The sequence below is a fragment of the Salinivibrio sp. HTSP genome, assembly GCF_003390965.1.
GTDB classification, from domain to species: Bacteria; Pseudomonadota; Gammaproteobacteria; order Enterobacterales; family Vibrionaceae; genus Salinivibrio; species Salinivibrio kushneri.
The window spans coordinates 1-22,690 of record NZ_PXUD01000114.1; the positions used below are offsets into that span (position 1 = coordinate 1).

The 22,690-nt window shown below is 51.4% G+C and carries 21 protein-coding genes; 12 read left to right on the top strand and 9 right to left on the bottom strand.

Annotated features, from left to right (window positions below):
- A partial coding sequence (locus tag C7A19_RS15655; protein ID WP_162300289.1) for a DMT family transporter occupies positions 1 to 576 on the top strand: 576 nt, incomplete at its 5' end.
- Between the two features lie 28 nt (positions 577 to 604).
- Here C7A19_RS15655 and htpX read toward each other — a convergent pair.
- Positions 605 to 1,483: a protease HtpX gene (gene htpX, locus C7A19_RS15040; protein ID WP_116645316.1), complete on the bottom strand. Its 879-nt coding sequence runs from the start codon at positions 1,481 to 1,483 to the stop codon at positions 605 to 607.
- Between the two features lie 497 nt (positions 1,484 to 1,980).
- On the opposite strand from htpX, the gene C7A19_RS15700 reads away from it, so the two are divergent.
- A complete protein-coding gene (locus C7A19_RS15700; RefSeq protein ID WP_176719660.1) occupies positions 1,981 to 2,154 on the top strand; it encodes a hypothetical protein in 174 nt (57 codons plus the stop codon).
- 82 nt (positions 2,155 to 2,236) lie between these two features.
- On the opposite strand, the gene bioD is transcribed toward C7A19_RS15700, so the two are convergent.
- The 4 genes from bioD to bioB are packed head-to-tail and all read right to left on the bottom strand — an operon-like array spanning position 2,237 to position 5,973.
- Positions 2,237 to 2,911, bottom strand: a complete 675-nt coding sequence (gene bioD, locus C7A19_RS15045) for a dethiobiotin synthase (protein WP_116645317.1) — start codon at positions 2,909 to 2,911, stop codon at positions 2,237 to 2,239.
- Positions 2,904 to 3,719 carry a malonyl-ACP O-methyltransferase BioC gene (gene bioC / locus C7A19_RS15050; protein WP_116645318.1) on the bottom strand — a complete coding sequence of 272 codons (816 nt, stop codon included), beginning with the start codon at positions 3,717 to 3,719 and terminating at the stop codon, positions 2,904 to 2,906. Before bioC ends, bioD begins: the two co-directional genes overlap by 8 nt.
- Positions 3,701 to 4,915, bottom strand: a complete 1,215-nt coding sequence (locus tag C7A19_RS15055) for an 8-amino-7-oxononanoate synthase (RefSeq protein ID WP_116645319.1) — start codon at positions 4,913 to 4,915, stop codon at positions 3,701 to 3,703. Before C7A19_RS15055 ends, bioC begins: the two co-directional genes overlap by 19 nt.
- A 5-nt stretch (positions 4,916 to 4,920) precedes the next feature.
- A complete protein-coding gene (gene bioB / locus C7A19_RS15060; RefSeq protein ID WP_069362726.1) occupies positions 4,921 to 5,973 on the bottom strand; it encodes a biotin synthase BioB in 1,053 nt (350 codons plus the stop codon).
- 108 nt (positions 5,974 to 6,081) lie between these two features.
- Between bioB and bioA the strand changes: the two genes are divergently transcribed.
- Positions 6,082 to 7,356, top strand: a complete 1,275-nt coding sequence (gene bioA, locus C7A19_RS15065) for an adenosylmethionine--8-amino-7-oxononanoate transaminase (protein WP_201264106.1) — start codon at positions 6,082 to 6,084, stop codon at positions 7,354 to 7,356.
- 223 nt (positions 7,357 to 7,579) lie between these two features.
- On the opposite strand, the gene C7A19_RS15070 is transcribed toward bioA, so the two are convergent.
- Both C7A19_RS15070 and C7A19_RS15075 read right to left on the bottom strand, forming a co-directional pair.
- On the bottom strand, positions 7,580 to 8,785 hold the full coding sequence (locus tag C7A19_RS15070) for a multidrug effflux MFS transporter (protein ID WP_116645321.1): 1,206 nt from the start codon (positions 8,783 to 8,785) through the stop codon (positions 7,580 to 7,582).
- 174 nt (positions 8,786 to 8,959) lie between these two features.
- Positions 8,960 to 9,757: a MetQ/NlpA family ABC transporter substrate-binding protein gene (locus tag C7A19_RS15075; RefSeq protein ID WP_116645322.1), complete on the bottom strand. Its 798-nt coding sequence runs from the start codon at positions 9,755 to 9,757 to the stop codon at positions 8,960 to 8,962.
- A gap of 155 nt (positions 9,758 to 9,912) precedes the next feature.
- Here C7A19_RS15075 and C7A19_RS15080 point away from each other — a divergent pair, with 155 nt between their 5' ends.
- The 4 genes from C7A19_RS15080 (at position 9,913) to sstT (ending at position 13,373) form a co-directional block, all read left to right on the top strand.
- Complete coding sequence (locus tag C7A19_RS15080; RefSeq protein ID WP_116645323.1) at positions 9,913 to 10,482, top strand: LON peptidase substrate-binding domain-containing protein; 570 nt, start codon at positions 9,913 to 9,915, stop codon at positions 10,480 to 10,482.
- A 63-nt stretch (positions 10,483 to 10,545) separates the two neighbouring features.
- A complete protein-coding gene (locus C7A19_RS15085) occupies positions 10,546 to 11,178 on the top strand; it encodes a sigma-70 family RNA polymerase sigma factor (protein WP_069362720.1) in 633 nt (210 codons plus the stop codon).
- The gene (locus tag C7A19_RS15090) at positions 11,175 to 11,849 is read left to right on the top strand and encodes a ChrR family anti-sigma-E factor (RefSeq protein ID WP_116645324.1); all 675 of its coding nucleotides are present in this window, start codon (positions 11,175 to 11,177) and stop codon (positions 11,847 to 11,849) included. Before C7A19_RS15085 ends, C7A19_RS15090 begins: the two co-directional genes overlap by 4 nt.
- Before the next feature lie 306 nt (positions 11,850 to 12,155).
- Positions 12,156 to 13,373, top strand: coding sequence for a serine/threonine transporter SstT (sstT, locus tag C7A19_RS15095; RefSeq protein ID WP_069362718.1), 1,218 nt, complete (start codon positions 12,156 to 12,158; stop codon positions 13,371 to 13,373).
- Between the two features lie 138 nt (positions 13,374 to 13,511).
- On the opposite strand, the gene C7A19_RS15100 is transcribed toward sstT, so the two are convergent.
- Positions 13,512 to 14,726, bottom strand: coding sequence for an ROK family transcriptional regulator (locus C7A19_RS15100; protein ID WP_116645325.1), 1,215 nt, complete (start codon positions 14,724 to 14,726; stop codon positions 13,512 to 13,514).
- A 264-nt stretch (positions 14,727 to 14,990) separates the two neighbouring features.
- Here C7A19_RS15100 and queE point away from each other — a divergent pair, with 264 nt between their 5' ends.
- The gene (queE, locus tag C7A19_RS15105; RefSeq protein ID WP_077486157.1) at positions 14,991 to 15,656 is read left to right on the top strand and encodes a 7-carboxy-7-deazaguanine synthase QueE; all 666 of its coding nucleotides are present in this window, start codon (positions 14,991 to 14,993) and stop codon (positions 15,654 to 15,656) included.
- A gap of 164 nt (positions 15,657 to 15,820) precedes the next feature.
- Here queE and queD read toward each other — a convergent pair whose 3' ends face one another.
- Positions 15,821 to 16,183, bottom strand: coding sequence for a 6-carboxytetrahydropterin synthase QueD (gene queD, locus C7A19_RS15110; protein ID WP_077486158.1), 363 nt, complete (start codon positions 16,181 to 16,183; stop codon positions 15,821 to 15,823).
- A gap of 266 nt (positions 16,184 to 16,449) precedes the next feature.
- Between queD and C7A19_RS15115 the strand changes: the two genes are divergently transcribed.
- The 4 genes from C7A19_RS15115 (at position 16,450) to C7A19_RS15130 (ending at position 22,677) form a co-directional block, all read left to right on the top strand.
- On the top strand, positions 16,450 to 18,069 hold the full coding sequence (locus C7A19_RS15115; protein WP_116645326.1) for a methyl-accepting chemotaxis protein: 1,620 nt from the start codon (positions 16,450 to 16,452) through the stop codon (positions 18,067 to 18,069).
- A gap of 103 nt (positions 18,070 to 18,172) precedes the next feature.
- Entirely contained in the window at positions 18,173 to 19,573 is a 1,401-nt protein-coding gene (gene asnS / locus C7A19_RS15120) for an asparagine--tRNA ligase (protein ID WP_069362713.1), read from the top strand.
- A gap of 192 nt (positions 19,574 to 19,765) precedes the next feature.
- Positions 19,766 to 20,959 (top strand): amino acid aminotransferase, encoded by a 1,194-nt coding sequence (locus C7A19_RS15125; protein ID WP_077521505.1) that lies wholly within the window; start codon positions 19,766 to 19,768, stop codon positions 20,957 to 20,959.
- Between the two features lie 164 nt (positions 20,960 to 21,123).
- The gene (locus C7A19_RS15130; protein ID WP_116645327.1) at positions 21,124 to 22,677 is read left to right on the top strand and encodes a PAS domain-containing methyl-accepting chemotaxis protein; all 1,554 of its coding nucleotides are present in this window, start codon (positions 21,124 to 21,126) and stop codon (positions 22,675 to 22,677) included.
- The last annotated feature ends 13 nt before the right edge of the window (positions 22,678 to 22,690 follow it).

Below are 22,690 nucleotides of genomic sequence, written 5' to 3' on the forward strand. Positions count from 1 at the left end.
ATCTTGCCGCTGTTTGTCTCTGCGATTGCTTGGGGCGTTTATGGCGAGTCGCTGTCGGTGGGACGGCGATTAGGCATCGGGCTGATCGTGATCGGCATAGGTGCGTTTTTATGGCATTCGCTGTTCTTCTCACCGTGGCGCGTCACCCAAGGCCATTTGATTTTGCTCGCAGCCGGTATCAGCTGGGCGTGGTTTACCATTGGCGTGCGTGTCACGGGCTTAAATGCAGCAGAAGCCGGTGCGGTGGGCGCGATGAGCGGCCTTGTCTCGTTTAACCTGCGCCAGGCCCCTCTCGGCGAGCTTGGCTACCATGTGCTGGCGCAAGGTTTAGGCGTGGGGATCATTGCCAACTACAGCTATGCCTTTGCGATTCGTCGCTTAGGGGCAGAAATGAGTGCCGCAATAGGCGCATTCACGCCTGTGGTGGCCGCGCTGATCGCCATCCCCGTGTTCTCGGAAACAGTCAGTACACTTACCGTGGTGGCGATGGCGTTGATTGTATTGGGGGCGATGCTCGCCAGTGAGGGAATAAAGTGGCGACGCACGCAAACAAAAAGCGGCCCGCAGGCCGCTTAGTCTGTGACTCGACGTCAAGGCTATCTGGTTATAGATAGTCGCCACGACGCAAAGCATCGATACGTTTTTCTAGCGGTGGGTGAGTCATAAACAGCTCACTCAACGTTTTCTTACCGTTGATGCCAAATGCCATCATTGAGCCTTCCAGCTTCGGCTCGTGGCTGACTTTCAAACGCTCCAGCGCGGCAATCATTTTCTGTTTGCCCACCAGTTGCGCCGAGCCTGCATCGGCGTGGAATTCGCGGTGACGACTAAACCACATGGTGAGAATACTCGCCAGAATACCAAACACGATTTCTAGCACGGAGGAGATCAGGAAGTACATCATCCAGTTGCCGCCGCCTTCGCCTTCTTCGTCACTGTTCATGCCACTGACCGCACCGGCGATGACACGAGCAATAAAGATCACGAAGGTGTTCACCACCCCTTGCATCAAGGTCATGGTGACCATGTCGCCATTAGCAATGTGGCTGATTTCGTGCGCCAGCACCGCTTCGGCTTCATCACGAGTCATGTTTTGTAGTAACCCGCTTGAGACCGCGACGACCGAGTCATTGCGTTTTGCCCCAGTGGCAAAGGCGTTGATGTCAGGCGAGTTGTATACCGCCACGGTTGGCATACCAATGCCAGCACGTTGAGCTTGCTGACTGACTGTATTCATTAGCCAGTGCTCGGTTTCGTTGCGTGGGTGCTCAATCACTTGCGCCCCCACCGAGCGTAATGCCATGGATTTTGACATTAGCAACGATATCAACGAGCCGCCAAAACCAAATACCGCTGCCAGTACCAGCAATCCAGATAAGCTGCCTGGTTGCATGCCTGTCACGGCATAAATGATATTCATCACAATGCTAAATACGACCAGTACCGCAAGGTTGGTAGCAAGAAATAATCCTAAGCGTTTCATGGTGTGTCTCCGTCGCTTAAACCCAGTGTTTAGCGCTTATTTGTTGTAATGATAAAAATAGTATGGGCATTAATGATAAAAACAATCCTTTGATGCAATTTGTTACGAATAAATCCCAGTCGTCGCTTATGGCGCCCGCCCCATCCACTCTCTGCGCCGACCAGTTAGTGTGGCACGTTATTTCGATCTGATCTAAACAAATTGTGATACCGCGCAACCTTGTGTTTTTAACAATCTATTCAAACAGTTAACAATTAATGAGGCAGAAAAGCCCAACAAAAAAGACAAAAACCTACCAATATAGACTTTGGTCGAGTTGTCATCGCGGTTTACTCAGGCTAATTTATGCGCAGCTGTTTAAAACTATGACGCTGATGCACTGCGTAAAGCAATAAAGTAATGGGCAGTCAGCGGTCATATCAAGCATTAAGTGTACAACCACCGCGTGTGGACAACCTAACCTTAACAACGCAACGCGTTATCAATGGAGTGAGACCATGGCAGAGCAAGAAAACTACCGAGTCGCTATCGACATCTTAACCTGTCATCTCGGCATGAGCTTCGATGAGGCCTGCTCAGAGCTTGGGTTAGCGTCGGATGACGCGTCAGCTGCACGCCAGATGGCCGAGGTTCAGCAAAGCCTAATGGGTGTGCAAGACGACCAAAAGTAATTGCCTACCCGAACTGCCTACCTAAATAGACAAAAGCCAGCACAGCGCTGGCTTTTTTGATCGCTATATTCCCACAATATGTTTACAACGGCGTAATATCTAAGTGACTCGCGCATTGTGTTGGTGAGGCATCGGGATCAAACGGTAGGTGCCCTAGACAAGGCGCATCTAAATGCGCATCCAGATAGCGCATCATTTCGTCACTGTGCTGCGCCTTGGGATCAACGGCGTTTGCCACCCATCCAGCTAACGTAAGCCCGCGTGCACGTATGGCCTCTGCGGTGAGTAAAGCATGGTTTAAGCAGCCAAGTTTAATCCCCACTACCATGATCACTGGCAGTTGGTGGGCAACTACCCAATCGGCCAGCGTTTCAGTCTCACTCAGTGGCACTTGCCAGCCTCCAGCCCCTTCTACCAATACCGGGCGTGCCTGCTGTTTTAAATGTGCTAACCCATCGCTTAGCATCTGGGTATCAATGGGCGTATTGGCTAACGCGGCCGCCCAATGCGGCGAACATGGCATTTCTAACAACACTGGGTTGATCGCGGCATACGGCAATGCGATTGCACTGGCGCGCTGCAAAGTGACAGCGTCACTATTTAGTTGGTGATCAGGCGCTAAATCAGCACCAGCGGCGACAGGCTTGTAGCCCACCGCTTGATAGCCCTTTGCGATAAAAGCGTGTAACAGCGCCGCCGTGGTATAGGTTTTCCCTACTTCGGTGTCGGTGCCGGTAATAAAGTAACTGTCATGCATGGTGGTTAATCACTATGTAGCCAATTTGATAGGTCGCCGGTAAGGTGTTGGCGGCGAGCGCAAAACGCTGATACGCCTTCTCCACCGCGCTAAACTGCGCTCTTGTCGCCAGCCCTTGCTGCCCCGCACCTTGCGGGCGATAGGTGGCACCAATGCCTTTTAAGCTTTTCATCACCGCATGGGCATTGGCAAAGGTCAGCTGTTCGCTTTCTTGCAACACGGTTGCGTGAATCAGCCCGGCGCGTTGGGTCGCCTGCTGTAACCCTGATAAAGAGATAAAGCGGTTCACTCGTGACGTGCCGCATGCTTGTTGCCACGCGCTATCGAGTTCACACAAGGATCCGGTGAGCAGTGTCGAAACAAGAATTTGCCCACCGGGTTTGACGACCCGACGCAGCTCCGCCAATGGCACGTGCAAATCGTCACACCATTGCAATGCTAGGGAGCTAAATGCCAGATCGACACTGTTATCAGCCAGCGGCAAATGCTCCGCATCAGCTTGTACGGCTAGCATGGCATCGCCGCAGCGCGCTTTTGCCGTCGCAAGCATAGGAGCGCTGAGATCCAGTCCAATCACTGTTTTAGCGTGAGTCATCCACTGCTGGGTGAAATAGCCGGTGCCACAGCCGACATCTAAGACGGTACCATGTCGGACAGCCTTTTGCTTTTGCTCTGACTCAGCCAATGCTATTAACCGATGACCGACACGGCGCTGCAGCGTCGCGCTGTCATCATAATGGGGCGCGGCTCGGCCAAACGCGCGAGCAATCGCTTGTTTATCGACGACGGTCACGCTGTCACCTCGCATGTGTTGTCGCTCGCTAATAGCGGCTTAAGCGCCTCAATCAGCGCGGTGATATCTGTCTTTTGATGCTGTGCGGACAGGCTGATCCGGAGGCGCCCAGTGTTAGCAGGCACAGTCGGTGGCCGAATCGCTCCTACTCGTATATGGGCTTTCATCAAAGCGTGATTCACCTGCTGTAACGCGGCCAAATCGCCGATAATCAGCGGCTTGATCGGGCTAGGCGTCGCAAGTAGTCGCGGTAAATGCTGCCGATTACCAGCGGGCGGTTCGAAAACAGACGTCGTCTCTAACCAATCGTGGAGCCCTTGCGCTAGCTGTTCAGCATGGGCGCTGAGTGTTTCTCGCCGCCAGTGCTCTGTTCGTGCCAGCCTAATCGCATCCTCAATGAGTGCCGCTTGCACCGGTGGCATAGCCGTCGAGTACACATAATGGCGAGCGAACTGGCGTAAATAGTCAATGATGGTGGGAGAAGCCAACACTGCCGCGCCGGCGACGCCCAGGGCTTTTCCAAACGTCACGATTAAAATATCCGGCCGCGCGCCACGACTGATACTGCCCTCGCCTTCTTGCCCTAACACGCCAATCCCATGCGCGTCATCCAGAGCCCAGAGCGCCCCCGATTGGTTGGCAATCGTGGCAAGACTTTCGGTTGGCGACACATCGCCATCCATGCTGAATACCCCTTCCGAGACAATCAGCGATGCGGAAGGCTGGGTTTGCTTCGCGAGCAATTGGCGAAGGTGTGCCATGTCGTTATGACGAAACCGCCGCTGCGTGGCAGGGCTCAATACGCCGGCCTCAATCAAGGAGGCGTGGTTGAGTTTGTCTTGAAACAAGGCATCGTCTTTACCTAACAGTGTAAACAGCAACGCCTGATTGGCAGCAAAACCACTGTTAAACAGTATCGCTTGCGGGTAACCCAGCCAGTCACACAGCTGATCACAAAGGGATTGATGCGCGGCGGTAAAACCAGATACCACCGGTGAAGCCGTTGCGCCCACGCCCCAACGTTCAAGATGCTGCTGCGCCTTTTTCACCAGCCGCGGGTCTTGCGCGAGGCCCAAGTAATCATTCCCCGCAAAGTTGCGCCATGACTCGGAGACGGCATTGTCACCACTCTGCCGCCACAGGCCTTGTTGCTGGCGTGCGGCCAGTTCGCCTTGGTAACGACGGGTCAGCGCTGATCTTGTATCAGTCATGGTGCTTAGACACTGGCATCGTAGAACAGATCGCCTTCTTGCGGGCGCGATGCCACTCGCTCGGCCACTTGCTCAAGTAAGTCGTGCTCAGTGACTTGATCGGGCTTTTGGCTGACCGCTTCGCGATTAATACCCAGCTTTTTAAATAGCTGCATATCCGCGTCTTCGTCAGGGTTTGGTGTGGTCAACAGCTTGCAGCCATAGAATATCGAGTTTGCGCCAGCCATAAAGCACAAGGTTTGCATTTGCTCGTTCATGTCTTCGCGGCCGGCAGACAGCCGCACTGCCGATTTGGGCATCATGATCCGCGCCACCGCAATAATGCGGACAAAATCGAACGGGTCGACGTCATCGACGTTCTCAAGCGGTGTGCCTTTTACTTTGACAAGCATGTTGATCGGCACGCTTTCTGGATGAGCAGGCATGTTGGCGAGTTCAACCAGCAAGCCAGCGCGATCGCGGGCACTTTCGCCCAGGCCAATAATGCCGCCGGAACATACCTTCATTCCGGCGTCTCGCACATTAGATAAGGTATCGAGGCGTTCTTGATACGTCCGCGTGGTAATAATGTTGCCGTAAAACTCAGGTGAGGTATCGAGATTGTGGTTGTAGTAATCTAGTCCCGCCTCAGACAAGGTTTTGGCTTGCTCTGCATCCAACATGCCCAATGTCATGCAGGTTTCCAGCCCTAATCCTTTTACGCCTTGGATCATATCGAGCAAATACGGCATATCGCGTTGCTTGGGGTTTTTCCACGCCGCCCCCATGCAAAAGCGCGTCGCGCCTGAGGCTTTGGCTTTTTCTGCCGCTTCGAGCACGCGTTCCACTTCCATTAAGCGCTCTTTTTCAACATCGGTGCGATACCGCGCACTTTGCGGGCAATATTTGCAATCTTCTGGACACGCGCCGGTTTTGATCGATAACAGCGTGCTAACTTGCACTTGGTTGGCAGGATGATATTCACGATGCACCTGCTGCGCGTCAAACAGCAAATCCATGAAGGGTTTATCGAACAATGCTTGCACTTCCTGTGCAGTCCAGTTGTGTCTTATTTCCACGCGGTTTTCCCCGTTGTTGTCGTTTTAATGCTTGGCTAGTCTACCCACAGACGTTAACCTGTCAACACAACAAGATCACACTGGTTTACATCTGATTTATTTATGACCATAAACACCCATTTTGACCGTGAACATATCTGGCATCCCTACACTTCAACGCTCGACCCTTTGCCTTGCTTACCTGTCTCACACGCAAGCGGCACCGAGCTATATCTTGAGGACGGCACCGCTTTGATTGATGGCATGTCGTCATGGTGGGCAGCCATTCACGGCTATAACCACCCTGCTTTAAACGCCGCAGCGCATCAGCAAATCGATAAGATGTCGCATGTGATGTTTGGCGGTCTCACCCACCAGCCCGCGGTCTCGCTTTGTGAGCGCTTGGTCGCGCATTCACCCGCGCCACTCACGCAAGTATTTTTGGCCGATTCAGGCTCTGTGTCGGTAGAAGTGGCGCTTAAAATGGCGATGCAATATTGGCAGGGGCGCGGCGAGTCACGCGCACAGTTTTTGACCTTGCGTCATGGCTATCATGGCGACACGTTCGCCGCCATGTCGGTGACGGATCCTGATAATTCGATGCACAAACTCTACAAAGGGTTTCTGCCCCAGCATCATTTTGTGCCGTCGCCACAAAGCCGCTTTGACGGTAAGTGGGATCCTAACGACATACAGCCTATGCGCGAAGCACTCGCCGCGCATCATGGACAACTGGCCGCGGTGATCTTAGAGCCCATCGTGCAAGGGGCAGGTGGAATGCGCTTTTATCACCCCGAATACCTGCGTCAAGTGCGCGCCTTGTGCGACGAATTTGATGTGCTGCTGATTGTGGATGAAATTGCCACCGGATTTGGCCGAACAGGGAAACTATTTGCCTGCGACCACGCGGGGATCAGCCCAGATATACTCTGCGTCGGTAAAGCACTGACCGGTGGCTACATGACCTTGGCCGCCACGCTCACCACCCGCCATGTGGCTGATACCGTCTGCAGCGGTGATGCAGGCTGTTTTATGCACGGTCCCACCTTTATGGGCAACCCACTCGCCTGTGCCGTGGCCTGCGCCAGCATTGATACCTTGCTAGAAAGTGACTGGCCGCAGACCGTCGCGCACATCGAGCAGCAGCTGAAAACTGGCTTAGCGCCTGCTCGCGCATTGGAATCTGTGGCAGACGTGCGTGTGCTTGGCGCAATTGGCGTGATAGAGCTGACCGATCCGGTGAACCTGGCCGATATTCAGCCCTTGATGACCGCCCAAGGCATTTGGGTGCGCCCGTTCGGTAAACTGGTTTATGTGATGCCCCCCTATTGCATCCGCGACGACCAACTTCACCAACTCACCCAAGGGATGATCACCGCAATTACGCAGTTTTTTGGTGAGTAGATAGGGCGTCAGTCACACTCGTATTAAAGTTAACCATCGATGTCGGAGACGCCGTGCAACGGGCGCGCCACTTACATCGAGTCATGAGGGTCACATCGCACTAGCGCTTGTCCGACCTACGATTGATTCAAGATCTTGAATACAGAGCGCTTCGCTTCTAGCGGCTAGAAACTAAAAGAGCAGCTCGTATTCGTATCGGGGCTCTTGCTCTTTCTGTATTCCGTCAGATGGTGCCATTGGCGACGTTGACTTTTGGGGCGGCAAAACCGCGGAAAATATTGTGAACAGAAAGCAGCGCAAAGACGCCAACCACCACACCAAGATGCCAGGCTTCGCTAACGCCCAAACTCAATAGCGCCATGCTCATCAACGCAGAAATAATCATCTGTCCGCCACCGGAGAGCGCAGCGACGGTGCCGGCTTGATTAGAGTAAGGCTGCATCACCTGCGACTGGGCGCACGGCAGCGCAATCCCGTTGCCAAATACCATAAAGAACTGCCCGATCATCAGCAATAAAGGGTCCATCGGAGTCAGCCATAACCAAACCGCAGAGGTGAGCTGCATCATCGGTGCCATCAGTAGCATGCGCTTAGTACCCAAACGCGGGCGAATGCGCGACACTAGCGTACTACCTAGCAATAAGCCACACGTGGGAATAAGCGCCCACAGCGCATATTGATCCGAGGTCATCCCGATGCGCTCTTGCATTAAAAATGGCATCAGCGACACCGTGGTGATCACCAAGGTAAAGTTCAGCCAGCTAATACTGGCGAAATAGAGAAAGTATGGTGTTTTTAGCAGTGCGCCATAGCGGCCAAGTATCACCTTCACATTGGGCAAGGGTGAACGGGCGTGCATGCTCTCTTTGAACAGAAAAAACAGCACGCACCACACCAAGCTGGTGTACACCATCAGCAAAATAAAGATCGCCAGCCAGCCTAGATTATGGTTAACGAACCCGCCAATAACGGGCGCCACGATGGGCGTGAACGACGCCACCATAATCAAATACGACATCGCTTGCGGCAGTTGATCCCCCGAATACGAGTCACGCGTAAAGGCGCGTGAGAGCACGGCACAGCAGCCGGTTCCCATTCCTTGAATACAGCGGCCAATGACCAACCCCGTGAAACTGGCGCTAAAGCTCACCATCACGGTTAAGCCAATCAAAGAGAGTAATACACCGGCTAACAATACACGGCGACGACCAAGCGCATCTGAGATAGGCCCATAAATAAACTGTGATGGCCCGAACCCGAGTAGATAGGCAGAGATCAGTAGCTGGACATTGTCCATACTGAGGTTGAAATCACGAGCTATCCAGGGCAAAGACGGGAATACTAAGCCCATGCTGAATTGCCCAATACTGACGGTCAGGCATGCCAGCAATACGGGCGACCAATTAAATGGGCGACTAGCCGATTGCATCCAATTTCCTATGCGTTTTAGTGATGTGGGGAGGTAGATCTCGCGACCCTAACACATGGCGGATCAGCGAATCGCTACTATGGTAGCAGCAATAACTGTATGAGTGGTAAACAAATAGTGACGTTTGGCTATCGGCCAGCATTGCACTGACCGATTATATGGGGTGACGGTGATTTAGAATGCTGGCTCTATGGTGCCATTGAAGGTGTCTTGCAAAAATTGACGTGTTTTGTCGGACTGGAATAACGCGAGTAATCGCTGATACGTCGGGTTATCTTGGTCGTCTTTGCGCGCGGCCACTACCATCACCGCGAGAGGCGCATTTTTGGATTCCAAGAAAATGCCCTGCTCGCTCGGATCAAGCCCTGATGACATCACATAGTTCATAGTGATCGCCGCGGCATCGACATCTTGTAAGCTGCGCGGCAGTTGTGCGGCCTCGACTTCAACAAATTCGAGCTGTTTAGGGTTGGATTGAACATCTTGCAGCGTGGCTTTAAAGCCAACATTGTCAGCCAACGTAATCAATCCTGCGTCTTCCAGCAATAACAGCGCGCGACCGGCATTAGTGGGATCATTGGGGATCGCAATTTGTGCGCCATTTGCTAACGCCTCAATATTGTTGACTTTGTCGGAATAAATCCCCATCCGCATCAAGATTGAACGACCAATCGATACCAACTCGCTATCGTGATTTTGGTTGAAATTATCAAGAAACGGCTGATGCTGATAACTGTTTAAATCCAAGCTGCCATCCGCTAAGCCTGCATTAGGCGAGATATAGTCGGAGAACTCCACGACCTCAACATCAATCCCCTCCTCTTTCGCTTGCTTAGCCACCGACTCAACCACTTGCGCGTGGGGACCTACCGTCGCGCCAATTTTAATCGTTTCATTCTCCTCAGCGCATCCTGAGAGCAATACCGCGACGAGCAGTGACGCGAGACTGACACCAAGTTGTTTTATCTTCATTCCCTTTACCTTTCTTATTGGCCGTTTAGACATCCAGAATGCCACAGCAGCAATCAATGTCAATATGATTAGCGCCATCCAAAGCCTATCTTGATCGCATGCGCCCCACGACGCGTAGTGGGGAGCATGTTGAATCAATAGAAGGAGGCATCAGTATGACTAAGCTGTTTCCTTTGCCCCTGTTTTTGCTACCGGGTGGCAGGGCAAAACTGCGCATTTTTGAACCCCGATATTTACGCCTCGTCCGAGAGTGCTCTGCAAACCAAGAGGGGTTCGTGCTGGCAATGATGCAGGGAAAACGCCTGTACAAATACGGCACACTGGTCGACATTGTCGATTTTGAAACACTCCCTGACGGCTTATTGGGGATTACGATCGCCGGCCGTCAACGTGTGGAAATTCTATCGACCGATCAAGACGCCGATAAGTTGTGGGTGGGTGACATACGGGCTCTCAATGATTGGCCTCATGATGAGTATTTGGATAATGACCAAGCCGACGATAAAGCGCATATTGCAGCCGGGCTAAAACATGTCTTTGCGGCCCATCCTGAGCACGCAGAGCAATATGAGGCGGCCCCTTTCGACGACTTAACTTGGAGCTGTCAGCGTTGGCTGGAGATATTGCCGCTTTCTAATGCGCAAAAACAATGGTTTATAGCGCAAGAATCGGCAGAAGAAGCGAAACAATTCATCAGTCAGCTTCTTGAAGAGGAAGTCGAGTGATCCAATCACTGCTACTCACGTACTGGTAGCCAAATGGACGGCTACGACAGATAGGACTCAACTATGACTGCGCCACAAACCATGTATACTGAGACCACCATTTCCAGACGGGACACGCGTGCCAACATGACTGACGTGACGAAGGAAGAGTTGTCTGCATTATTATTAAAAGTCTCGGAGAAGCGCGACCGAGCCGCTTTTGAACGTCTTTTCCGGTTTTTTGGTCCTAAGATCCGCTCGTACGGTGCCAAGCACCTTCGCGCTGACGGCCAGGCGATGGAATTGGTACAAGAAACCATGTTAGTGGTGTGGCGCAAAGCCCACCTGTATAACTCGGACAAAGGCGCAGCGACCACGTGGGTGTTCACCATTATGCGTAACATTAGCTTTGATATGTTGCGTAAGGTGCAATCGAACCGGGAAGACAATTTCAGTGATGATATTTGGCCCGTGCTCGAATCCGGCCAGCAGGACAATGAATCGGATGCGGGTGCGCAATATATGATGGATCAAGAGTTGCTGTCGTTCATTGATGAGTTACCCGACGTGCAACAACAAGTGGTAAGAGGCGTTTATCTGAAACAGCTTACCCATCAAGAGTTGTCAGAACAGTTGAACGTGCCGCTGGGCACCGTAAAATCCCGATTGCGTTTAGGTCTGGAAAAGCTCCGCAATCACCTGGAGGTAAAACAATGATTAAATATCACCCATCGACCGATTTACTTGATGCGTTTGCAGCTGGCAAACTGCCCACCTCGATGGCGATTGCGTTGTCAGCGCATGTTGAGCTTTGCCAGGAATGCCAAGCATATGTCGCCGCTGCAGAAGCTTCGCTTGCACAGACCGTGTTCGACGAGGAAGAAACGGCCGCTACTGATTGGGATTATGCGGCTGAAGACGAAATGCTTGCTGCCATTTTCGAAGATACGGGCGCCAATGATGGTGCCGTCGATGCACAAGCACCCGTCCGTGCAACACAAATAAGTGTCAGTGACAAAACCTACACACTGCCACGCGCGCTACAACGCTTTAGTGATTCCAACTGGTCATCATTTGGCAAAGTGCAGCGCGCCCGGTTGAACCTTGATGAAGGGGCAACACGTGCCAGTTTCCTTCATATTGATGAAGGCGGCTCGGTGCCAGCGCACACCCACAAAGGCTATGAATTAACACTGCTGCTTGACGGTACCTTCGAAGATGAAAGTGGTGAATACGTGCCGGGCGATTTTATCTTGCTCGATAGTCGTCATCACCATACGCCCTTCACCCAACAAGGCTGCCTATGCTACACGGTTGCGAATGCGCCGCTCTATTTCACTAAAGGCGTAAGCAAGCTACTCAATACCGTGGGACATGCGATTTACTAAAAATTTCTGTGTTAGTTGTTATTCTTCTGGCGGCTGCGAAGCCGCCTTTTTTTATGCTAAAGAGGCAACAGAATGCATGCATTTACTCGGCGAAGCTCCCCGTTATCATCATTAACCTCGCAGCGATAACAGAATAATTACACCTAGTAAACCTTTACTTAATGACAACTCTCCGCCTCAGCCCTACATAACTAGTGCAAAGTAGTAATTTTCCCTTTACATCAGGTGAATCAAACTGGTTTAATTCGTCACTTCTAACGATTCATTAACAGCCATTGATAATAAACACAGTGAAGTGAGAGTCACATGAGTCAAACACAACTCGCCAGTGTCAGCCGAGGCAACTCGTTGGTACTTCAAATCCTTGTCGGTATTCTTGCCGGCGGTGTCCTTGCATACCTGTCTCCTGAGTGGGCAGCGAATGCAGGACTGTTCGGACAACTCTTTGTCAGCGCGTTGAAAGCCGTCGCCCCCATTTTGGTCTTCGTTTTAGTGGCAGCTTCCATTGCTAACCAAAAGCAAGGACAGCGCGCCAACATGCGTCCGATTATTGGTCTATATCTTGTCGGTACGCTGGCTGCCTCACTGACGGCAGTCACCATGAGTTTCTTATTCCCAACAACCTTGGAATTTGCCACCACAGATGCCAGCATCACCCCACCAGAAGGGATTGGCCAGGTATTGAGCACCTTGCTTTTCAATATCGTGGACAATCCAGTCAGTGCATTGATGAACGGTAACTACATCGGGATCCTCGCTTGGGCGATCGGTTTGGGGATTGCTTTGCACCACGCATCAAATGAAACCAAGCGCGTATTTTCCGACGTGTCAGAAGGCGTGTCGATGATCGTGCGCTTTGTGATCCGTTTTGCGCCTTTGGGTATCTTCGGTTTGGTCGCCAGCACACTGGCTAAAAGTGGCTTTGATGCCCTAGCAGGTTATATGCACCTTCTCGGTGTGCTATTGGGTAGCATGTTCACCATCGCATTGGTGGTTAACCCAGCGATTGTGTACTTCAAAACAGGTCAAAACCCCTACCCACTGGTTTTAAAATGCCTACGTGAAAGTGGCATAACCGCCTTCTTTACCCGTAGTTCAGCCGCTAACATCCCGGTGAATATGCAACTGTGCCGCCGTCTTGAGTTGGATGAAGACACCTACTCGGTTTCGATTCCACTGGGTGCAACCATTAACATGGGCGGTGCGGCGATCACCATTACCGTATTGACGTTGGCAGCAGTTCACACTTTGGGTATTGAGGTGGATATCGCCACCGCGGTGCTACTGAGTATTGTCGCGGCAGTATCAGCCTGTGGTGCATCTGGTGTGGCCGGCGGCTCATTGCTGTTGATCCCACTGGCCTGTAACTTGTTCGGGATCCCACAAGAGATTGCCATGCAGGTGGTAGGGATTGGCTTTACCATTGGCGTCTTGCAAGATTCCGCGGAAACCGGCCTCAACAGCTCAACCGATGTGGTATTTACCGCAGCCGCTTGCATGGCTGAAGAAAGAAAAAATAGTTAACATCGCTATTTAAAGAAACACTTTCACAAAAGCAGGTGCGAATCACCTGCTTTTTTTATCTCTGATAGACAGGACAAAGCCATCATTCCGGTTAGTTTTTCAGCGTTGCCAGGCGTCATAGCACTGAAACGACGACGCCTATCCTTCCAGCACTTTCATCAGCAAATTGCCATCGTACATGGCTTGTTTGACCATCGCCGCGCCAGGCATGGTGGCTTGGGTGTAAAAATAGCTCTCTTCCAACACCAGGTGCTTACTATATAACGGGATGGTTTGGGTCTTTAAACACTCCATAATCGCGGGATAAAGCACGCTCTTGGCACGATTAAACTCTCCGCCAAAGAGTATTTTTTCTGGATTGAATAAATTCACTACAATCGCGATAGCCGTACCCAGGTGATGCCCCAACTCAGTGATCACCTGATGCGCGAGCCCATCGCCTGCCACCGCCGCGTCGCAAATGCCGTCTATGGTTAATGCTTGACCCTGTAACTGGCTCGCGTGCCCCTCATCCAGTAGCGTCTGTACCTGTTCATACACGGCAGAGAGACTGGCGACCGTCTCAAGGCAACCATAATTACCGCAAAAACAGCGCTTGCCGAAAGGCTTAATCTGGATGTGGCCCAACTCGCCCACATTGCCAATACGCCCTTGAAGGACTTTACCCTCGAGTATGATGCCGGCACCGACTCCATTATGAACAGCCACCAACACTGCACTATCGGATTCTTTCGCGTTACCAAATAACTTCTCTGCCAACGCCCACGAGCGCGTATCGTTACCGACAAATACTGGCAGCCCCGTCTCACGGTGTAACACTGGCCCCAGCGGCATATGATCAACGTCAAAGTACGGCATCTGGATCACTGTGCCTTGGGCGCTGTTCACCAATCCAGGGAGCGAGACCGCAATACTGGTCACGCGATCGACCGTCTCTTGGTGGCGTGAGAAAAAGGCTTTTACGTATTCAACCACCGTGGAAAGCAAGGCATCCTGCGCCATGACATCAATCTCATGGCGTTCTTGAATAAGGATTTCACTACTCAGTGAGTGCAGTGCCATGGTGAGATAACCACGCCCAAGTCGCATGGATAAGAATTGCCAGCCCTCATTGTCCAGCACCAAGCCGACAGCGGGCCGGCCACGCATGCTGGTACCCTGTATTTGTGTTTCTTTGACCAAGTGCGCGTCCATCAACTCTCGAACAATTTTGGTAATACTGGCGGGTGCTAATTGACTGCGTTTCGACAGTTCGATCCGAGAAATCGGGGCAAAACGGTCGATTAAATTATAAATCGTCCCCGCATTTTTACGCTTGATGTGATCAATATGTCCCGGCTGCCCAATAATCATGCCTTGTCCTATAACTGCTTGGCTATGGTGATACCCCTGATACCACCTGTCTTCGTGAATTTTTTTACTTCGCGAACTAATTGTGAAGCAGTAAGCCACTAGCCCGTGATGTGGGTCACTTTAGATCGCTGAAATCGCGCACAAACTCACAAAACCCGCTTAAACAGTAACGCTGTTCAACGGCTAATCACGCGTGAAAAAACAAGATCTCAGCCGTATTCATTGGCATAATGTGGCGCTTTACATCGACCGCTACCAACCATCATGTACCGAGTTAACGAAATATTTGAAACCATTCAGGGCGAAGGCACGTTTACAGGGGTTCCCTCTGTGTTTGTCCGATTACAAGGCTGCCCTGTTGGTTGTGCCTGGTGCGATACCAAACAAACTTGGGAAACCGATGAAAAAGATCGGAAAGACAAGATTTTCATCATTGATAAGTCTGAAGACTCTCCTGCTTGGTGCTGGCTCAGCGCTGATGCGATTACCGCCGATATTCTAAGCCGCTATCACGCGCGTCATATTGTGATTACCGGTGGTGAGCCTTGCCTTTACGATTTAAAACCGTTAACCCATGCGCTAGAAGCCGCTGGCTGCCAATGCCAAATAGAAACGAGTGGTACTTATCCGATTGAAGCGTCGGCTAATACCTGGGTCACTGTGTCTCCGAAAATCAATATGCGAGGGAAGTTGCCAGTGCTCAAAGAGGCAATGGCGCGGGCAAATGAAGTGAAACACCCGGTCGGAACAGAGAAAGATATTGATCAGCTTGATGCGCTACTCACCACCTGCCCGCCGCCTGATACGGCGACCATTGCGTTACAGCCCGTGAGTCAAAAAACGCGCGCGACCCAGCTGTGTATTGATACCTGCATTCAGCGAGGCTGGCGGCTATCGATACAAACACATAAGTATCTGGCGATTGCCTGAGCATCGATGGTAAACACCCCTCTCATCCTGACCGCACCGGACGCGCTATACGGCGTTCTAGCGCGACCAAGGTGCGCACGCTAACCAAGTATCACACTTGATATGGAGAGCAACGGCCTAGGTCGCCGCCGCTCAGATCCGTGACTCGTGCAACGCCACGCGCCTTAGTCACCGTAATAGGTACAGCCGGCTGTGCAGGTCTCTTTGACCATGACTTTACTGAGTAACGGTAAATCTGGCTTAACCTGTTGCCAAATCCACTTTGCGAGTACTTCGCTGGTCGGATTCTCCAGCCCTTCAATCTCATTGAGATAATAATGGTCAAGGCGGTTATAGATAGGCTTAAACGCCGCTTTGATTTCCGCAAAATCAATTACCCAGCCTGTGTGAGGATCCACCTCACCTTCTACGTACAAACGCACGATAAAAGAGTGTCCATGTAGACGACCACACTTGTGTCCCTCAGGGACATTAGGAAGGTGGTGTGCCGCTTCAAAGGTGAACTCTTTAAACAACTCGGTGGTCATTTTATCTCTTCCAACAACAATAAGAGGCCGCATGCTACTCAAATTAGCCGGATGACTCAATCGCTTCCTCGCCAGCTAAGCGCAGCTAACATTCCAATCTGGCATTCAGTCGACAATGCGGACTCGTGTCTCAATAACAGGACGATTTACGTCGATGAAATCACACATTTTATATGGGGACTCCCCCACTCGCGCACTCTGGGTTTAACATAGTGGCTACAGGCTATAACTGATAAATCCATAACTTAATAACAAATGGTTGACTCATGCGCATGACCCTTGCGAGCAAAATTCTTCTTGCTCTTTTTCTTGTTTTCGCTCTGGTGCTCGTCACGTCTTTGGCCTACCAATCTCATCAGCAAAAGGCACTGATGACATCGATTGTTAGTCAGCAAACGCTCGATAAAGCCTCTAACTATTTTGATAGCCTTAACATGTTGATGTTGACGGGCACCATTAGCCAACGAAATACCTTACGCGAAAAAATGCTTTCTCATGAAGGCATTGAAGAGGCGCGAGTGATCCGTTCCGACGCGATTACTCGCTTTTTCGGCCCTGGCAATCCCGAGCAGTCACCACAGGATACGATTGATCAGCGCGCACTAGACGGTGAAACCATTGTTGAAACCGTCGACAGCAACGGTGAAAAAGGACTCGTTGTTGCTCTGCCAATGAAAGCCAGTAGCGATTATCGCGGGACTAACTGTCTGCAGTGCCACGTCGCCGAAGAAGGGACAGTGCTAGGGGTGATTCGCCTGGAATACGATCTCGAGCCGCTTTACGGCACCATAGATAAAGAAATGCTCATTACTGCCGGGATCATGGGCAGTATTGCCGTGTTGGGTTTTCTGATCTCATTAACGGTGATCCGCCGTTGGGTGGTGTCTCCGTTGAAGCGGGTCTCTGCGTTTATGAAACGTACCAGCCATGATAAAAACCTCGCGGAGCGTCTCAATGATACCCGAGGCGATGAAATTGGCGAGCTATGTGATAGCTGTGATCAGTTGCTTGATAACTTCTCTGCCAGCTTGCAACAAGTTCAGCGCACCTCCGAGACGCTGTCAGCCGAGGCCATGAACTTGATTCGTGTGTCCGGTCATACTGATCAGTTAGCCGATAGCCAACGTCATGAAACCAATGATATGTCATCGGCGATCGATAATGTTCAACAGCATCAACATGATATTCAAAACCGCACCCAAGAGGCGGCGCAACTGAGTGAGTCAGCCGCCATCAGCGCCAATCAAGGCAGTGATCTTGCCAATGTTGCCGCCAATGATATTCGCAAACTCGTCGAAGATATTAGCCAGGTACGCAGCCAAATTTTGGATGTGAACCAGCAAAGCCAGCAAGTGACCACCATTTTGGGCGTGATTCGTGAAATTGCCGAACAAACCAACTTGCTCGCGTTAAATGCCGCTATCGAAGCGGCACGTGCTGGCGAACAAGGCCGAGGTTTTGCGGTCGTCGCCGAAGAAGTGCGTAACCTTGCTAGCCGCAGTCATGATGCCACTGGAGAAATCCAGACTATTATCGAGAACCTGTGTGCAGGTAGCGAAGCCTCGGCAAAAGCAGTGGAAGCGACCAGTGACAGTGCTAATCAGCGCGGCGAAACTGTCATGGCGCTCTCTGAGGCGCTAGGCAACATCGCCGATCAAGTCACTACGGTGAATAACAACGCGGACGACATTAGCCAGCAAAGCGAGCACCAAGCGCAAATGACCGATGCCCTCCTCTCTCAAGTGGGTCGAATCCAAAGCCACGCGAATGACACCGCCAGCAATGCGAATGAAGTCAAAGCGATTAGCGCGAATCTTGAGCAACTGGTTGAGCAGTTAGAAGGATTAATTGGCCAATTTAAGCTCTCAGACTCGCCTAAGTCTTGAAGCTATACAGGATACAGGTAAACTTGCTAGCCTAACTTGCAAAATCAATGATGCGGTCATCACTGAATGGCCGTATTACCCTAAACGGAGATAGAAGCGAATTATGACATACGCGCCTGTAGTAGACGTCCTGCGCGGCAAGGCGGCAGTCGACACTGAAGTGACTGTGCGTGGATGGGTTCGGTCACGCCGAGATTCCAAAGCCGGTATTTCTTTCCTTGCCATTTACGATGGTTCTTGTTTTGACCCTATTCAGGCCGTGGTCCCTAATGAGCTGGATAATTATCAGCAAGACGTTCTTCGCTTGACCGCTGGTTGCTCGGTCGAAGTCACGGGTAACGTGGTCGAGTCGCCAGGAAAAGGCCAAGCCTATGAGCTGCAAGCCACAGCCGTGAAAGTCGTCGGTTGGGTAGACGACCCTGATACCTATCCGATGGCGAAAACACGTCATTCTATCGAATACCTGCGTGAAGTGGCTCATTTGCGCCCACGCTCAAACGTGATTGGTGCGGTGGCGCGCGTTCGCCACACCTTGTCACAAGCGATCCATCGCTTTTTCCATGAGCAAGGCTACTACTGGATGTCTGCGCCGTTGATCACCGCCTCAGACTGTGAAGGTGCTGGCGAGATGTTCCGCGTCTCTAGCTTGGACTTGGCGAATGTGCCGAAAACCGAACAAGGCGACGTCGACTTTGACCAAGACTTTTTCGGCAAAGAAGCCTTCTTGACTGTATCCGGCCAGCTAAACGCCGAAACCTATGCCTGTGCGTTGAGCAAAGTCTACACCTTCGGCCCAACCTTCCGTGCTGAAAACTCAAACACCAGCCGTCACTTGGCGGAGTTTTGGATGGTCGAGCCGGAAGTGGCGTTTGCCGATCTGGATGATTCAGCGGCCCTCGCAGAAGCCATGCTCAAGTACGTGTTCAAAGCGGTGCTTGAAGAGCGCCAAGACGACATGAAGTTCTTTGAGCAACGCATCAACAAAGACGTACTCACACGTCTAGAAAAGTTCGTTAATGCAGATTTTGCCCAGGTGGATTACACCGATGCGGTCACCATCCTGCAAAACAGCGGCCAAACTTTTGAGTTCCCAGTAGAATGGGGAATCGATTTAGCCTCTGAGCACGAGCGCTATCTTGCAGAAGAGCACTTTAATGCCCCGGTGGTCGTTAAAAACTACCCGAAAGATATTAAAGCCTTCTACATGCGCATGAACGATGACGGCAAAACCGTTGCCGCGATGGACGTGCTAGCACCAGGCATTGGCGAAATTATCGGTGGTTCTCAGCGTGAAGAGCGTCTTGATGTGCTTGACCAACGCCTAGAAGAAATGGGTCTTGAGAAAGAAGATTTCTGGTGGTACCGCGATCTTCGTCGCTACGGCACTGTCCCTCATTCAGGCTTTGGCTTGGGCTTTGAGCGTCTCGTTTCCTACGTGACAGGAATGAGCAATATTCGCGATGTGATCCCGTTCCCTCGCTCACCACGCAATGCCAACTTCTAAATAAACTCGCGATTCAAAAGGCTGCATATTGCAGCCTTTTTCTTGTGTTTTGACTACGTAAGTCGCGCTTTTACCGCATAAACCGATACCGAACGCACAACTGGCCGCTTGTCCTCCGGTTTCTATTGTTCTCGACAAGTGTTATAAAAAAGCCAGTTTGACTTTCATTCATCATAACCATGGACGACACCAATGTTTGAGAAAATCTCTGCCGCTCCCGCTGATCCTATTCTAGGACTGACTGAAGAATATAAAGCTGACCCACGTGAAGACAAAATCAATCTCGGAGTGGGCGTCTACAAAAACGAGCACGGTGAGACACCGGTACTCCCTTCTGTCAAAAAAGCCGAAGCACTACTTCTCGACAGAGAAAACACCAAGTCTTACTTAAGCATTCCCGGCACGGCCGAATATGGCCTCGCGGTGCAACAACTGCTGTTTGGTGAGCAAGCTGACGTGATCAACGACAAACGCGCACATACCGCACACTCTCCAGGTGGCACCGGCGCGCTTCGCTTGGCTGGTGAGTTTATTAAACGTCATCTTGGCGAGGTGACAGTGTGGATCAGCAATCCAACCTGGGCCAACCACAAAGGCGTTTTTACGGCTGCTGGCCTCCCTCTTGCTGAGTACAGCTATTATGACGCGGCCAAGAATGATAAAGATTTCGAGGCAATGGTCGCTGATCTTGAAAAGGCAAACGCAGGTGATGTTGTGCTGCTCCACGGTTGCTGCCATAACCCAACAGGCATCGATCCTACCGAGCAAGAGTGGCAAGCCCTCGCTGAGCTATGTCAGCGTAAAGGCCTATTGCCGATGTTCGACTTTGCCTATCAAGGTTTCGCCACTGGTGTCGAAGAAGATGCCGCCGGCTTACGCATTTTTACCAAGGTGTGTCCCGAGCTGCTTATCGCCAGTTCGTTCTCGAAAAACTTTGGCTTGTATAACGAACGAGTGGGTGCATTCACGCTCGTTGGCCGTAACCAAGAAGAAGCCACCAAGGCCTTTAGTCAGGTGAAAACCATCGCTCGCGTTATCTACTCTAATCCACCTGCTCATGGTGCCGCCGTCGTCACCACCATCTTGAATGACGCGACGCTCAAAGCGCAGTGGTTGCAAGAGCTGGCGGACATGCGCGATCGCATCAAAACCATGCGTACCGAGTTTGTCAAAACATTGAAAGCGCAAGGCGTGTCGCGTGACTTTAGCTTTATCGAGCAGCAAAACGGCATGTTCTCGTTCTCTGGGCTCAATAAAGACCAAGTCAATGCATTAAAAGCTGATCATGGCGTGTATATCGTCGGCTCAGGCCGTTTAAATGTGGCAGGCATGACGCACACTAACATGGTGCCACTTTGCACTGCCATCGCAAAGGTTTTAGACTAGGCACCGCTGTCTTAAAACTGAAACAAAGGGCCGCAAGGCCCTTTTTTTATGGGCCACGCCCAGAAAGAAACAATTTATTAACACAATTATTAATAAAAATCTCCAGCCACTACACTAATACCAATAAGGCTTTTAATTGACTGTGACCAAAAAAGATAAAGACTATGAGCAATAATGAAGTTGTATTTGGTGACGATGAGCGCCTCGTCTCGACCACTGATAAGCGCGGGGTGATTACCTACTGTAATCCTGAGTTTATTCGCATCGCTGGCTACGATGAAGAAGAACTTACAGGTGCGCCTCACAATATTATTCGTCACGCCGATATGCCCAAAGCGGCATTTGCAGATATGTGGCGCGCCTTAAAAGCCAACCAACCTTGGCGCGGCATAGTTAAAAACCGTTGTAAAAACGGCGATTACTATTGGGTAGACGCCTATGTCACTCCCATTTATGAGCACGGCCAAGTCACTGGCTATCAGTCCGTCAGGGTGAAGCCTGATCCGGCCGTCAAACATCGCGCCGCACAAGCTTACCAAGCTCTGTGCCGGGCAGAGAAAAATGGTAAATCGATGAAGCAGTTATCGGTTGCCGATATTCCTGCGGCGTTGAAGTACACATTCATGGGGTTGGGATTAGTCGCCGCCCCTGTGTCGCTTATTTTCGATAGCGCCATATCGGGCTGGGATATTGCAGGTGCCATTGCGATGCCTTTAGTGCTCGGTACCCTCTTTCGTGATGAGCTGTTCACCTTGCCTACCCTCGCGCGTGGCATACAGGACAATTACGACAGTATCAGCCGCTATATCTACTCGGGGACCGGGCTTAGCTCTGTGGTTGATTATAAAGTGAAAATGCTCAACGCCCGCATTCGCACCATTCTTGGGCGCATGCTCGATGCTTCACTGTCACTGAATCAATTTTCAGATGAGTTGAGCGCATTATCAACACGAGTGTCCGATGCCATCAACAAACAAAGCCATCAGATTTCCTCGATTGCCGGTAACATTGATCATGCCTCTGAATCGGCGAACAAGGTATCTGATAACGCCCAGCAAAGTGTTGAGCGACTGCAATCAGTCCAGCAGCAAAGCAAAGAAACCGAGGCCTTGTTACAACAAACGGGCGAGCAGCTAAAAACGCTCTCTCAACAATCGGAAAATTCGCTCACCGCGACGCAACAGCTGTCTGCCACCGCCGAGCGTGTGACCGAGTCAATGAGTGAGATCAGTGGGATTGCCGAGCAGACGAATTTGCTAGCGCTGAATGCGGCAATTGAAGCGGCACGCGCCGGAGAACAGGGCCGAGGCTTTGCGGTTGTTGCCGATGAAGTGCGGGCGCTTTCCAGTCGGACGCAAACGGCCACAGAGCAAATTCAGTCATCGATTCAAGAAATGCACGACACCATTTCGCATTGGCAAACCCAAATTCACGAAAGCCACGAACAAACGCAAGCGTGTGTTGATACCACCGAACACAGTATTGCGAGCCTACACTCGGTCAGAAATGCCATCGCAGATGTGGTGGGCCGTACGAATGAAACGCATCACTCTGCCCAAGCGCAATTAGAGAGCTTCACAGCCATTAGCCAAGAGATCCATGATATCGAATCGGTTTCTCAGCAAAACCTCAACGAGGTTAACGACGTTTCCGAGGCAAGTAGCCAGCTGCGAGATAAAGTGCGCCAGTTCCACGATATTGCTCGGCAATTCGAGTAAACGGCCAGCGTCT